The organism is Pantoea sp. AS142 (assembly GCF_037152305.1).
Lineage (GTDB): Bacteria > Pseudomonadota > Gammaproteobacteria > Enterobacterales > Enterobacteriaceae > Pantoea.
Genome location: NZ_JBBCMO010000005.1, coordinates 101,709 through 115,986, shown reverse-complemented (window position 1 = coordinate 115,986; position 14,278 = coordinate 101,709). Strand labels below are relative to the sequence as shown.

Annotated in this window: 13 protein-coding genes, 1 tRNA gene and 1 pseudogene; 2 read left to right on the top strand and 13 right to left on the bottom strand. The window is 53.5% G+C overall.

The annotated features are described in order from the left end of the window. Positions 1 to 648: 648 nt before the first annotated feature. Complete coding sequence (locus WFO64_RS11480) at positions 649 to 1,614, bottom strand: sensor domain-containing diguanylate cyclase (RefSeq protein WP_337011756.1); 966 nt, start codon at positions 1,612 to 1,614, stop codon at positions 649 to 651. Between the two features lie 365 nt (positions 1,615 to 1,979). Here WFO64_RS11480 and WFO64_RS11475 point away from each other — a divergent pair. After that, positions 1,980 to 2,201 (top strand): annotated as a pseudogene (locus WFO64_RS11475) (transposase); the annotation flags it as partial. A gap of 67 nt (positions 2,202 to 2,268) precedes the next feature. Here WFO64_RS11475 and WFO64_RS22580 read toward each other — a convergent pair. The 3 genes from WFO64_RS22580 to WFO64_RS11465 form a co-directional block, all read right to left on the bottom strand. Further along, positions 2,269 to 2,364: a hypothetical protein gene (locus WFO64_RS22580; protein ID WP_442956148.1), complete on the bottom strand. Its 96-nt coding sequence runs from the start codon at positions 2,362 to 2,364 to the stop codon at positions 2,269 to 2,271. A gap of 109 nt (positions 2,365 to 2,473) precedes the next feature. Continuing rightward, positions 2,474 to 2,803, bottom strand: coding sequence for an Arm DNA-binding domain-containing protein (locus WFO64_RS11470; RefSeq protein WP_337012066.1), 330 nt, complete (start codon positions 2,801 to 2,803; stop codon positions 2,474 to 2,476). A 145-nt stretch (positions 2,804 to 2,948) separates the two neighbouring features. After that, positions 2,949 to 3,024: transfer RNA gene (locus WFO64_RS11465), tRNA-Phe, on the bottom strand. A 221-nt stretch (positions 3,025 to 3,245) separates the two neighbouring features. Here WFO64_RS11465 and WFO64_RS11460 point away from each other — a divergent pair. Next, on the top strand, positions 3,246 to 4,565 hold the full coding sequence (locus WFO64_RS11460; RefSeq protein WP_337011754.1) for a methyl-accepting chemotaxis protein: 1,320 nt from the start codon (positions 3,246 to 3,248) through the stop codon (positions 4,563 to 4,565). Positions 4,566 to 4,591: 26 nt separating this feature from the next. Here the strand turns inward: WFO64_RS11460 and mrdA are convergent, their stop codons facing one another. The 9 genes from mrdA to osmY form a co-directional block, all read right to left on the bottom strand. Beyond that, positions 4,592 to 6,463, bottom strand: a complete 1,872-nt coding sequence (mrdA, locus tag WFO64_RS11455; RefSeq protein ID WP_337011752.1) for a penicillin-binding protein 2 — start codon at positions 6,461 to 6,463, stop codon at positions 4,592 to 4,594. Positions 6,464 to 6,682: 219 nt separating this feature from the next. After that, positions 6,683 to 7,396, bottom strand: coding sequence for a purine-nucleoside phosphorylase (gene deoD / locus WFO64_RS11450; protein ID WP_010248951.1), 714 nt, complete (start codon positions 7,394 to 7,396; stop codon positions 6,683 to 6,685). 26 nt (positions 7,397 to 7,422) lie between these two features. Then, positions 7,423 to 8,646, bottom strand: a complete 1,224-nt coding sequence (deoB, locus tag WFO64_RS11445; protein ID WP_337011750.1) for a phosphopentomutase — start codon at positions 8,644 to 8,646, stop codon at positions 7,423 to 7,425. A 95-nt stretch (positions 8,647 to 8,741) separates the two neighbouring features. Beyond that, a complete protein-coding gene (gene deoA, locus WFO64_RS11440; RefSeq protein WP_337011748.1) occupies positions 8,742 to 10,070 on the bottom strand; it encodes a thymidine phosphorylase in 1,329 nt (442 codons plus the stop codon). Positions 10,071 to 10,132: 62 nt separating this feature from the next. After that, entirely contained in the window at positions 10,133 to 10,912 is a 780-nt protein-coding gene (deoC, locus tag WFO64_RS11435) for a deoxyribose-phosphate aldolase (protein ID WP_337011746.1), read from the bottom strand. 249 nt (positions 10,913 to 11,161) lie between these two features. After that, a complete protein-coding gene (locus WFO64_RS11430) occupies positions 11,162 to 11,959 on the bottom strand; it encodes a TatD family hydrolase (RefSeq protein WP_337011744.1) in 798 nt (265 codons plus the stop codon). Further along, positions 11,956 to 13,008, bottom strand: a complete 1,053-nt coding sequence (locus tag WFO64_RS11425) for a patatin-like phospholipase family protein (RefSeq protein ID WP_337011742.1) — start codon at positions 13,006 to 13,008, stop codon at positions 11,956 to 11,958. The genes WFO64_RS11430 and WFO64_RS11425 overlap by 4 nt, the downstream gene beginning before the upstream one ends. Positions 13,009 to 13,227: 219 nt before the next feature. Then, the gene (locus WFO64_RS11420) at positions 13,228 to 13,389 is read right to left on the bottom strand and encodes a DUF1328 domain-containing protein (protein ID WP_003848537.1); all 162 of its coding nucleotides are present in this window, start codon (positions 13,387 to 13,389) and stop codon (positions 13,228 to 13,230) included. Between the two features lie 99 nt (positions 13,390 to 13,488). Further along, positions 13,489 to 14,103, bottom strand: coding sequence for a molecular chaperone OsmY (osmY, locus tag WFO64_RS11415; RefSeq protein WP_337011740.1), 615 nt, complete (start codon positions 14,101 to 14,103; stop codon positions 13,489 to 13,491). Between the last annotated feature and the right edge of the window lie 175 nt (positions 14,104 to 14,278).

Here is a 14,278-nt window from a genome sequence, read left to right as displayed (position 1 = left end):
GAATTGTCACAGTTAACGCTTCATCAGACCGATTCAGCAACCTAAATGTAGACAGAACATCGGGCCGATCAAGTACCAAAAATAAAAAACCCGTCACGGTTCTTAATTATTGGTGGCACTAGCCTTACCAATGGCAATAACGCAATTCAACTCTCGCTCTTTTGCATTCAAAAAAAGAGCGTCGGCGCGAAACCTTTATAACGAAAATCGCCGCGCCCTATTAATCGTTCATTTTCAAAAAATGTACAATTAAAAAATTATAAGCGAAGCGCTAAATAGGATAATGCGGCCCTGTTTTCACTACGAAAATAAGCGAAGCGTAAGGTATTGATCGCATCGTGTGTAAACAATCGATAGTGATCAATAAATAATCGATAATCATGAATTAGAAAAATTTTTAATCTGAATGAAACTCCAGGCTTATCTCTTTTTTTCAGAATAAACGAAGCGGTAAAAAGAGGGAGTTTGCTGCAGGAAGTCAGGATTTAGGATTAGTACTAAAAAGTGTTTTCTGTCAGAGTGCGCAAATATCCTCCGCGCTGGAAAAGGGTGTGGTACAAAAATAAGGGTGTAAATGAGGCATGTGAGGAGAAGCGTTTTGCCCTGACGGCTTGTAAAAAATCTGTCCGGCTAAGCAGAGTTGTGGCGTCAGAAAGAATCAGGCAAGGAGGGATCGAAGGCTACACCGCGCTTGCCATTCTTTTTAATGCGATACATCGCCTCATCGGCGCGCGCGAGTGCGGTATCAAAATCATCTGTTCCCTGCACCTGTGACACCCCCACTGAAGCGCCTATCAGAGCATGGCCATTGGCCATGTCGAAAGGTGTAAGCACCGCATCAAGGCAAGCTTGCGCAAGCTGCCTGACCTGCGGATGATCCAGTGTAAGGGGCATTAACAGGACAAATTCATCGCCGCCGAGCCGGCCAATAATCACCTCTGCCGGAGAGAGTTGAGTCAGTCGCTGACTTAACTGGATCAGCACGTCATCACCGCTGCGATGCCCCAGGGTGTCGTTGACGTGTTTAAAATTATCCAGGTCAAGAAAGATAACGCAAAGCGGTCCCTGCGCTTTCATTTCACAGAAATAATTTTGCAAGGCATGGCGATTGTTGAGCAGCGTAAGTGGATCGTGCAGCGCCAGCATGGCGAGCTGCTCTTCATATTGTTTCTCTTTAGTCATATCGATGTGAGTGCCGATCACTTTGACCGGCTCGCCATGGGCATCCCACTCGCTCACCCGGCCCCGATCCAACACCCAGGTAATACTGCCATTTTTAGCAATCATGCGGTGGAGTGCCTCATAGTAAGGCGCTTTCCCGATGATATGATCGTTAAATGCCTGTAAAACCTCGGCGGCATCATCGGGATGCAGGCTCTCTTTCCATGATTCGAAGTTGGCGTCGCTTTCTTTCGGCTGAAAGCCCAGCATCGCGCCCCAGCGCCGGTTGAAGATCACCAGTTTGCCGCTAGGAATATCAAGCTGCCACAGGAACAGTCCGGTGCCATCCAGTGCCGCGTTGAGTTTTGTGCGAGCATCATGCGCTATACGCTTGAGACGCGCATTGTGCTTTTTCAGGTTCTGTATCTGCAGGCGTAGCGCTTCTTCTGACATGACCGTAAGAGAGCTGGAAAAAGGGTTATTGTGCCTGTCAGACTGATTCTGTAAAGCGTGGCTTATAAAACACGATTAGTCGCGCTCAATTGCAGGCTGGGCAGGATATCAGGCGGCAACATTCTGGCAACGCAGCACAGAGCCGGTGCGGCAAATTGATTTCGCCGTGAAATCTGTTTGCATTGCTACAGACTTGTAAGGGGGAATACGCTGGGCAGAGGTGAAATTCGGAAATTTCGGGGAGGTGGCGAGTCTGTCGAACCTTCGATAACGGGGTCGCGCCAGAATGGCTTTGTTGAATAAATAGAACTTTTGCCCATCGTCAGGATCGGATCACCGCACGCCTGGTCCTGCAGCGATATCACGTGGCAAAACAAACGTTCAAAATCACCAACCGGGCTACCTGCAATAAGGCGCTCATCAATCGGGGCTCACTGACATGCTGGCCTGATGAGTCGGCTATTCAGGCCTGGTATGACGAGTTCAACACATCCTCACATGGTCCTCCGCAACGTTATTCTGAGCTCGCTATTGCTACCGTACTGATGCTCAAACGCGTTTTTCGCCTCACGCTGCGCGGCGCGCAGAGATGCCAGAAAGTGGGCGGATTGCCTGAGGAAGTCAGTGATGGGGGCGCTTTTATCTAAATCCGATTTATTCAACAAAGCGGCGTGAAGCTGTTTCGTGCTGGCCTTTGGCCTCAATTTTACGCAGAGGAAGAAGTAGGTCACGAGTGGTTAGCTTCGTAATATCTTTTGAACCAGGGACCGGGAAAAGATGATTGATGAGGCTGTTTAAACTGGTTCACTATGCTGAGGTATCCACCGCTCACTGACCAACTTTTTTTGTGCCAATCGTGCTACAGCTTCAAACGTAAAATCTCCACGCTCTTCAGCCTTTTTTGTCGAAGTAGGTATATCCAATGGCTAACAAATATTTCATCTCTAAGGCGTGTACGAGCTTCTGCGAGTGATACGCAAGGTGAAGTGCCAATTGAGAAGACTTTTTCCTTACCATCATAGCGATAAGCAGATTGGCAGTATTTAGTGCCGTTGGGATGAATAAGAAGATACCGGCCTTTACCATCTGATAGCTTGATCTGCTTGTCGGAAGGCTTGGCGTTTTTTACAGCAATATCCGTTAGCGCATGGCGAGCCTCCGGTGAGGTAGATCTGGGTGAAAAACTCATCGAACTGAGTTTACCCACTCTATTACCAACAAAAAGTGGTGACTGCCAGTGTATTTTAATGAACAGAAGTGAACATGAAGAATGGGGTAACATGTTGACTTTATAAAGCAAAACGGACGCCAAAGGGCGTCCGCTTCTGAATGGTTGGTGCCCGAACCCGGAATCGAACCAGGGACACGGGGATTTTCAATCCCCTGCTCTACCGACTGAGCTATTCGGGCAACGGGGCGCATTAAACCAAAGCGGCCCGGCAGCGTCAAACGCTTTTCACCAAAATCAAAACGACTGACCGCTTTTCCACCAACTCAAATACCGGGTTTGATCTGGCGCAATACCCTACGGCTGGCCGGATAAATTTTAGTCAGAAGGCAGCCAGAACCTGCATTGTGCCGCGATATTGCCGATATATGTGGCGAGGCCAACACTAATAATAAGGATCGCCATGTTTTCCACCATTACATCTGGTATTGCTTCACGCCACCGCTGGCAGAAGCGATCGCACTCAGCCGCCACGCTGAGCTCACTCAACGGCTCCATCGCCATGATTGAATTCTCCCCCGATGGCACCATTCTCAGCGCTAATGCGCTGTTTCTGGCGCGCATGGGCTACACCCTGGCGGAGATTGAGGGCCAGCATCACAGCCTGTTTTGTACCCCGCAACAGCTTCAGTCGCGGGAGTATCAGGATTTTTGGCTGCGGCTTAACCGGGGCGAAAGCTTCAGCAATAAGTTTCTGCGTATGGCGAAAAACAGCCGTCCGGTATGGCTGGAAGCCAACTATGTGCCGGTGCAGAACCGACATGGCCGGGTGATTAAAATCGTCAAACTGGCCACCGACATCACCGATCATATCAACGACGCGCAGGAGCAGCGTGCCATCACCACCGCCATTGAACGATCAATGGCGGTGGTCGCTTTTAACCTCAAAGGCGAGGTGCTGAAAGCCAATAACAATTTCCTGAAAACCATGGGCTACCGTCGTGAGGAGGTAGAGGGTATTCACCACAGTCGTTTCTGCTCGCAGGCGCTGCGCGACAGCCGCGAATATAGTGAGTTCTGGCAGCAGCTGAACCGGGGGGAATTTGTCTCTGGTCAGTTTCCCAGAGTCAACAAAAAGGGCGAGACGGTCTGGCTGCGCGCCACCTACAACCCGGTGTTTGATGAACAGGGCCGGCTCTACAAAATCGTGAAATTCGCCACTGATGTGACCGCACAGGTGGAAAAGAATCAACAGGAGCATGATGCGGCTCAACAGGCTTATCACACCGCGCTGCAAACGGATCACAGTACAAAGCTGGGTGCCGATGTTATCGCCAGCAGCGTGCAGACCATGAATGCCCTGGCGGGCGAACTGCAGGGAATCTCCGGTGATATCACCGGCCTGAGTGAATCCTCAGATCGTATCGGCGCGATTGTGGAAGGTATCCGCCGGATAGCCGATCAGACTAACCTGCTGGCGCTGAATGCCGCCATTGAAGCAGCGCGCGCCGGAACCCATGGCCGCAGTTTTGCGGTGGTGGCTAACGAAGTCCGCACGCTGGCGGCCAACATTAACCGCGCCACCACAGACATTGAAAATCGGGTACAGCAAAACCATCTGCTGGCGAACCGGGCACTGAAAGGAATTGAGTCGAACCTGAAGCGCGCCGATCAGGGCGTGCAACTGGCCCAGGAAGCGGGCGGCGTGATTGCGGACATCCGTGAAGGCGCAACGGACGTGGTGCGCGCCATTGGCCAGGTGACTAAAACGCTTAAAATCTGACGCTCTGTGGGGGCAATCGCCCCCTTTTAAGGGGTTGCCTGAACCGGCGCGTCTGGCGTCGACGGGATAAAGATATGGTCCAGAATATCCCGCATCACTGGCGCTGCCGTTACCCCTTCCCCGCCACCATTCTCCAGAATCAACGCCACCGCCACTTTCGGCTCATTAAAGGGCGCAAAAGCGGTATAAAAAATATGGTCACGCAGTCGCACCGGGATCATTTTCGCGTTATAGGTCTGGTTCTGACGCAGGCTGAACACTTGCGAAGTCCCACTTTTCGCGGCGATGCCATAGGGTGCCGTATGGAAATATTTATATCCGGTGCCGTTGGGCGCGTTCGCCATGCCAAACATCGCGTGCCGCACCAGCGACCAGTACGGTGAATGTGGGTCGCCAATCTGCGTCTCGCGCTGCTGCGGATGGTAGTTCTCCACCAGGTTGCCGCGCTGGGTTTTCTCCAGCAGATGGGGGGCAATCACCCGCCCATTGTTGATCAGCGCCACCATCGCTTTTACCATCTGAATCGGCGTTGCAATCCAGTAGCCCTGACCAATGCCGACTGAAACCGTATCGCCCTGATACCAGGGTTTCTTATGCACTTTCTGCTTCCACGCTCGGCTCGGCAGTAAACCGTTGTACTCCTCATTTAGGTCGATACCGGTCAATTTGCCATAGCCAAACTGACTGAGCAGAGTATGAATCCGATCAATGCCCATCATAAACGCCACTTGATAGAAAAAGGTGTCAGCGGACTCTTCAATGGCCCGGGTCACATCCAGCATGCCGTGCCCGGTTTTCTTCCAGTCGCGATAGCGCCGGTCAGTGCCTGGCAGCGTCCAGGTGGGCGCGCCAAAGAATTGCGACTGTGGCGTAATCACATGGGTCAGCAGCGCCGACATCGCCATGTAAGGCTTCACCGTTGAGGCGGGCGGATAAAGTCCCTGCGTGACGCGGTTGATCAGCGGCAGGTCTTTATCCTGTAACAGCTTTTTGTAGGCCTGATAGCTGATGCCTTTCACAAATGGATTGGGGTCGTAGCTGGGGCTGGAGACCATCGCCAGCACGGAGCCGTCGTGCGGATCTTCAATCAGCAGCGCCGCACGCTGTCCCGCCAGTCGGCTCTCCACATACTGTTGCAGGTGCAGATCCAGCGTCAGCGTCAGGTTCTTACCCGCGACCGGCGGCACCTCTTTCAACACCCGTACAATGCGGCCATGGTTATCCACTTCCACTTCCTGATAACCCGGCTTGCCATGCAGCAGCGCTTCGTAAAAACCCTCAATCCCCTGCTTACCAATGTTGTGATCTGCCGCATAGCTTTCGGCGATACCCTCAGCATTTAGCCGTTTGTAGTCGCTATCATTGATTTTCGACACATAACCGATGACGTGCGCCAGATCCGCGCCATAGGGATATTCACGATCCTGGTAGGTTTCAATGCTGGCGCCGGTAAAGTGAAACTGATTGACCGCAAAGCGGGCGACCTGCTCTTCGCTCAGCTCCTCTTTCAGCACCACCGGCTTGAAACGGCTGGTCTGCTTCAGCGCATGGCGAAAGGTATCAATCTCGTCGGGCGTCAGATTAACGATCGGCGTCAGCGCCCGCAGCGTAGCGTCCATATCGGCGATTTTGTAAGGCGTCAGCGTAATGGCATACCAGCTGACATTACGCACCAGCGGAATGCCGTTGCGGTCATATATCAGCCCACGCGTCGGGGCGATGGGGATCATCTTGATGTCGTTCTGATTGGAGCGTGTCTGATAGTAGCCATGGTCACGTACCTGTAAGCGAAAAAGGTTTATGCCAAGAATGGTGAAACAGATACAGACCAGAGCAAAGGCTATCGCGGCGCGGCGGGCAAACAGCTTCTCTTCAGCTTCGAAGTTACGAAAGTTCATCAGGGGGCATGATCAGGCGATTAATTATTATCGGTTGTTGCACACCATGATAAAGCGCGAACATAGCCGTACCAGCGCGAAGATGCACAAGCCTGAGCAAAAGTGTATCATTTGATGTGAATGTTACGGGGAACCGGCGGGGAAAGGCAGATCCTCCGGTTAAGGAGGATCTGAGCAGGGGATCAGTCAGCAGGCGAGAATACTCACCCACCACGCGGATCAATCACCCAGCAGGACAGACTCCAGCGCAATCTTAATCATGTCGTTGAAGGTCGTCTGACGCTCAGCAGCAGTGGTCTGCTCGTGCGTACGGATATGGTCTGATACGGTGCAGATGGTCAGCGCTTTAGCACCGAACTCAGCGGCCACACCGTAGATACCAGCGGCTTCCATCTCAACGCCGAGGATGCCATATTTTTCCATCACGTCGAACATCTGCGGATCCGGAGTGTAGAAGAGATCGGCAGAGAAGATGTTACCTACGCGCGCTTCAACGCCCAGGTTTTTCGCCGCATCAACCGCGTTACGCACCATGTCGAAGTCAGCAATCGCCGCGAAATCATGATCTTTGAAACGCATACGGTTCACTTTGGAATCGGTGCAGGCACCCATACCGATCACGATATCACGCAGTTTTACATCGGCGCGCACAGCACCACAGGAGCCCACACGGATGATCTTCTTCACGCCAAAGTCAGTGATCAGCTCTTTGGTGTAGATAGAGCAGGAAGGGATACCCATTCCGTGACCCATCACAGAGACTTTGCGGCCTTTATAGGTGCCGGTGTAGCCCAGCATCCCACGCACGTTGTTCACTTCTACCGGATTTTCCAGGAAGGTTTCTGCGATATGTTTTGCACGCAGCGGATCGCCGGGCATCAGCACGACGTCGGCGAAATCGCCCATTTCAGCATTAATATGAGGGGTTGCCATTGTTTAATCCTTATTAAATTGCTGATTTACAGCATGTTCTTGCCATAGTCCATCTCGGACAGGCCAAAATAGTGTGCGATTGTCTGACCAATATCGGCGAAGGTTTCGCGGTACCCAAGTGAACCCGGCTCCACTTTCGGTCCATAGATCAGAACAGGAATATGCTCACGTGTATGCTCAGTGCCTTCCCAGGTCGGATCACAGCCGTGGTCAGCAGTCAGGATCAGAATGTCATCTTCTCCGACCCGCTCCATCAGCTCAGGCAGACGACGGTCAAACAACTCCAGGCCGCCAGCATAACCGGCCACATCACGACGATGCCCCCAGGTTGAGTCGAAATCAACAAAGTTAGTGAAAACAATCGCCTGATCCGGCGCCGTTTTCATCTCCTGAATCGTGGCGTCAAACAGCGCATCCAGACCGGTCGCTTTAACCTTTTTGGTAATGCCCTGTTCAGCATAGATATCGGCGATTTTACCCACTGAGATCACGTGACCGCCCTTCTCATCCACCAACTTTTTCAGCATGGTGGCTGACGGCGGCTCCACCGCCAGGTCGTGACGATTGCCGGTACGCTCGAACTGACCCGCTTTGTCACCCACAAACGGGCGGGCAATAACGCGGCCAATGTTGTAGCCACCTTCGGTCAGCTCTTCACGCGCGATTTCGCACAGCGCATAGAGACGATCAAGTCCAAAGGTCTCTTCGTGACAGGCAATCTGGAACACGGAATCCGCAGAGGTATAGAAAATCGGCTTGCCGGTTTTCATATGCTCTTCGCCCAGCTGGTCGAGAATCACCGTACCTGAAGAGTGGCAGTTACCGAGATAGCCCGGCAGGTCTGCGCGCTCAACCAGCTTGTCCAGCAGTTCCTGCGGGAAGCTGTTCTCTTTGTCGCTGAAGTAGCCCCAGTCAAACAGCACAGGTACACCCGCAATCTCCCAGTGGCCTGATGGCGTATCTTTACCTGACGAAAGTTCGCTGGCGTAAGCGTACGCCCCGGTGATCTTCGCCTCAGGATCCAGACCCGGTGGGAAGCGGCCGGTCGATAGCTCAGCGGCTTTGCCCAGACCCAGCGCGGTGAGATTTGGCAGATGCAATGGACCTTTACGTCCCTTATCTGCTTCGCCTTTAAAACAAGCTTCGGCGATATGACCTAAGGTATCTGAACCCACGTCGCCGAATTTATCGGCATCTTTGCTGGAGCCAATTCCAAAGGAATCAAGCACCATAATAAAAGCACGTTTCATGCAAGTCTCCTGCGCATTGGCGCGTGACAAGTCAAAAAAAAGCGATCAGATCAGTATACCCGAATGCATCGCGGCTGGCACCGGTTACTGGTCAGTTAGCTGATAGCGCTCACACGGCGATAGACAACCGGCATCTCAGCCGGGGCGGAATCACCCAGCACCAGCGCGGCTTTGACCGCAGCGGCGGCCTGCTGCCATTTGTCTTCACTATTGGCGTGAATGATCGCCAGCGGACGCTGCGCATCGGCACGTTCGCCCAGCGTGATCATCTCGCTCAGGCCGACGCTATAGTCAATGCTGTCGCTGGCACGCTGACGCCCGCCCCCCATTGCCACCACAGCCAGACCCAACGCACGAGTATCCATGCTACTGACGATACCTGGCTGGTCGGCATAGACCGGTTTGCTCAGCATTGGCGCGGGCAGATAAGTGTCATAGCGTTCAACGAAATCAGCGGGTCCCTGCTGGGCGGCGATCATGCGACCAAACACGTCGGCAGCCTTGCCGTTATCCAGCACCATCATCAGCTTTTGACGCGCGTCGGTATCGCTGGCGGCCAGTTGGCCGGAGATCAGCATTTCGCTGCAGAGCGCCAGCGTCACTTCCAGCAGGCGCGGATTGCGCTGTTCACCAGTGAGGAAGCGCACCGCTTCTCGCACTTCCAGCGCGTTACCGGCTGAAGAGGCGAGAACCTGATTCATATCAGTCAGCAGTGCGGTCGTCCGGCAGCCTGCGCCGCTGGCAACGCCAACAATCGACTGCGCCAGACTTTCTGACGCTTCATAGGTTGGCATAAATGCACCGGAACCCACTTTGACATCCATCACCAGCGCATCCAGCCCTTCTGCCAGCTTCTTCGCAAGAATAGAGGCGGTAATCAGTGGAATGGAATCGACGGTGGCGGTGATGTCACGCGTGGCGTAGAAGCGCTTATCCGCCGGGGCTAGCGAGTGGGTCTGACCGATAATCGCCACACCGACCTGCCTGATTATCTCGCGGAAACGGTCATCGCTGGGGAAGATCTCGAAGCCCGGAATCGCTTCCAGTTTATCCAGCGTGCCGCCAGTATGGCCCAGGCCACGACCAGAGATCATCGGCACATATCCGCCACAGGCGGCGACCATCGGCCCTAACATCAGCGAAGTGACATCGCCGACACCGCCGGTCGAGTGCTTATCCACCAGCGGTCCATTAAGGTTGAGTGACTTCCAGTTAAGCACCGTACCGGAATCACGCATCGCCATGGTCAGCGCGACCCGCTCAGGCAGCGTCAGGTCGTGGAAATAGATGGTCATCGCCAGCGCGGCAATCTGACCTTCCGAGACGGTGTTATCACGCACACCGTTGACGAAGAAGCGAATCTCCTCTTCAGTCAGCGCATGGCCGTCACGTTTTTTGCGAATAATTTCTTGTGGCAGAAACAAAGTCGCCCCCTGGTTCAGGGAAATCAGGATGGGGAACAGACGGTCAGCGACCGCCTGAGGGATCAGTAACCCGCTTTGCTGGTGTCGCTGTCATGACCCAGGGTATTAAGCAGGCTCGCCAGCAAGCTGGATGCACCAAAACGGAAATGACGCGCATCGGCCCATTCGACACCCAGCGTCTCTTCCGCCATTTGCAGATAGATCGCGGCATCCTTAGCGGTGCGCACGCCGCCCGCAGGTTTAAAGCCAACCTGTTGACTGACGCCTTTATCACGGATCACGTTCATCATGATCTGCGCAACTTCAGGCGTGGCGTTAACCGGCACTTTACCGGTTGAGGTTTTGATGAAATCGGCACCGGCATCAATAGCCATTTCAGAGGCCTGACGGATCAGCGCTTCCTGCTTGAGTTTACCGGTTTCGATGATCACTTTCAGCAGCACGTCCGCTTCGGCACAGGCAGTTTTACAGGCTTTCACCAGATCGAAACCGACCTGGCTGTTACCAGCGATCAGCGCGCGATACGGGAACACCACATCCACTTCATCAGCACCGTAGGCGATGGCGGCGCGGGTTTCTGCCAGCGCAATGTCGATGTCGTCATTGCCGTGCGGGAAGTTAGTCACCGTGGCGATGCGGATCTCCGGGGTACCCTGTTCACGCAGCGTTTTACGTGCAATCGGAATAAAACGTGGATAGATACAGATGGCGGCGGTGTTGCCTGCCGGGGATTTGGCCTGATGACACAGGGCGACCACTTTGGCGTCGGTGTCGTCGTCATTCAGGGTGGTTAAATCCATCAGTTTCAGGGCACGCAGGGCAAGGTGCTTGATATCAGTCATGAGGCTCTCCAGGGAATCGGGGTGCTAACCCACCGGCTCGCCGGCGGAATGTTATAATAATAACACTGTGAAGCGGCCTATTATGCGCGAGAAGTCACATAAGAATAAGAGATTAGTGAAATAATACCACGGACACTGTGACTAATGTCACATATGACACTATCTGCTGGCCATTATAGGCCAGCCAGCGCAATGTTAACATTATCACATTAAGGCGTAATCGGTGTAGATCGCCCGGGATAGGGCCAGTCAGTTACGTCGCGCCGGGAAAGCGGGATTGAGCTGAAACAATTGCTGGCTGTTGTGCCACAGCGCATCGGCAATTTTATCAGGTGACTCTTCACGCAGACTGCACAGTACTTCCCACACCTGACGCGCCCGCTCTGGACGGTTTGGCTGGCCCTGAAAGCCCTGCAACGGCATGTCGGGTGCGTCGGTTTCCAGCAGCAGCGAAGAGAGCGGCAGCTGTGCCACGGTCTGACGGGTTTTGCTGGCGCGTTCATAGGTAATGGTGCCGCCGATGCCAATCGCATAACCCAGCTTAACAAAGGCCTGCGCCTGCTGCAGGCTCCCGGCGAAACCATGCACCACGCCACGACGTGGCAGATCATGACGACGCAGAATCTGCGCCAGCTTGTCATGGGTTCGGCGCGAATGCAGGATCACCGGCAGCTGATAACGCTTTGCCAGTTTAAGCTGCGCCTCAAGAAAGCGTTGCTGCTTATCAAACTGCGGGTCGTCGCGATAGAGGTCCAGCCCGATCTCGCCGATCGCCACCAGCTTACGCGGTCGCTGTTGCAGTAGGGTTTCCAGCTGGTCGAGGTGCATCTCCTGATGATTTTCGATCACGATCGGATGGAGCCCCAGCGCAGCATAGAGCGCCGGATGTGCCGCTGCCAGCGCACAGACCCGCCCGAAGCGGCTGGCATCGATTGCCGGGACGATGATCTTTTCCACGCCAGCCTCAGCAGCGCGCGCCAGGCTGGCAGGAATATCCCCTTCAAACGGGGGAAAATCAAAGTGGCAGTGTGTGTCAATAAACGTCATGCCAGCGATCCTTTATCGTAATCAGCATCATTGTCCGCCAGCGGCGGCGTGATGATCTGTCGGGTATCGAATGCGTTGGCTACCGGCGCTGGCGGCCTGACGATGCGCGCTGAGGTCATTGGTTCTGCATCGATCAGCCACTGGCCCAGCGTGGCGAGGAAATAGCGACCGCAGCGCCGTCCCAGATGATAATCCTGATTCAGCGAGGTGATGCGGCTACCCAACGCACTGCTGGCCAGTGCATGCGGCGGAAAGATTTCAATAATGCGCAAATCATCGGGGGGATTCTCAATGAACTGCTGAATTTCCCGATAGCTCTGTTCATGCTTATTCAGCACGTTAATCATCGGCTGCAGTGCCCCGGTGCTGATCCACCGCTCCATCCGTTTAAACCATTTTGGGGTATAGAACATCTGCGATGGCACCGTGCGGATCACGACAATGGTATCGGCACCGCGGCGGGCGGCTTCACGCACCGGAATCGCATCGCTGATGCCCCCATCGAGATAACTGATCCCTTCCAGATTGACCCCCAGCCGGTAAAAACCGGGAATGGCACTGGAGGCTTTAATCAGATCCAACCAGTTGTCGGCGGTGGGGTTGAAATAACCGGGTGTGTAGTCGTCGCTGCGGCAGGCACACATATAAAATTCGCGGCCACTAGAGAACCACTGTTCCGCGCTGCTCATTGCCAGCGGAAATTCAGTGCGGGTGATATCGATCAGCCAGTCGAGATCAATCAGATTGCCCCCACGCACAAAGCGCAGCGGATCAAAAAAGAGCTTACTGGTGGTATAGCGGGTAATGACACGACGGGCATAGCCAGGCTGGCCACAGATAAAGGCAGAGAGATTTTGTGCGCCGGCAGAAGTGCCGAGCATCAACTGAAAAGGATTGAATCGTGCACGCTGGAATTCATCTAATACGCCTGCGGTGAAAATGCCGCGCTGACCGCCGCCTTCACAAACCAGGGCAATTTTCTGAGATTTAAACGGTGTCAGGGCCAGAGGTTCAATGGCACCGAGCGTGACGGGAATACGTAAACCCACTGTACGAACCTCAAAAGGGTTCCGGGCATGCTGGAGGATCGATCCGTTAATTACGGCAGCATTCCGGAGAACCAGTCATATGTTCCTTTAACCGGCTGGCCAGCTGGACTGGCTTACCATTGCAGCGATGTGAAGGTGTCCCTCTCTTCACGTCATTCGCTACAGATGACTGGTCTCCGCTCTATGCTTTGCGTTGCATTACACCGCAGGACTCATCGGCTAAAGCTTTTTACGGCCGGTAAACAGGCTGATGAGGAACAGGATAATACCTACGACGAAGACAACTTTAGCTGCCCATGCTGCTGTGCCCGCTAAACCGCCAAAACCTAACGCTGCAGCGATCAGTGCGATCACCAGAAAAATAATGCCCCAACGAAACATAAGCCTCTCCTTACCCTATTTAAAAATCGAACTGCTTATTTCATCCCCGGATGGGTCTCTTTTATTCGTGCGGCCACAGCGATGACCGCACGTTTGCTATTAAGATTTAACCGTCAGGTCATTCTTAACGCTTTTCACGCCTTCAATGGCTTTAGCGATGCTTTCTGCACGATCTGACTGTGCCTGAGTAGCAACATGCCCTGAAAGCTGAACAACACCGTCGGTAGTCTCAACTTTTACGTTGCGCGACGGAACAAGGTCATCTGCTAATAGCTTAGCTTTAATTTCGCTGGTCGTAGCGGCATCACCGGCATAACCTTTCACTGAAGATGATTTGCTGTCTCTGACGTGTAGTTTGTCGCTGACGGATTTAACACCTTCGATTTTTTGCACCACAGCCACAGCCTTTTCAGCCTGATCCTGTGAGGTGACGAAACCGCTTAAGGTTACGACGCCCTGATGCGTTTTTACCGAGATATCCGTGCTTTTAATGGCGTCGTCATCTACCAGTGCCGCTTTGGCTTTGGCAGTGATGCCGCTGTCATCCATATAGCCATCGACTTTTTTCATAGAACTATCGATTTTTGAACCCGCGCTGTCGGCTGTCTGCGACGTTTTCTGAGAAAGCGATTCGTCGGCCAGTGCGCTGCCGCTGATCAGTGCTGAGCCAATCATGGCGGCCATCAGGGTTTTAGCAATCTTAGTCTTGTTCATCGATATCTTCCTTCTATCAGTTAACTCACCCAAAAACTGTGGGCGCAACAGAGGCAACCAGGGCCGCTGCGTTACAGGACGTAAGGACAAGAGAAGTCTCTTCCGCCGTCCGATAGAGTAATCATAGACGGCATTTTGCGGTTTGCCTGGCTAACTGGTTGATCACACGTTAAAA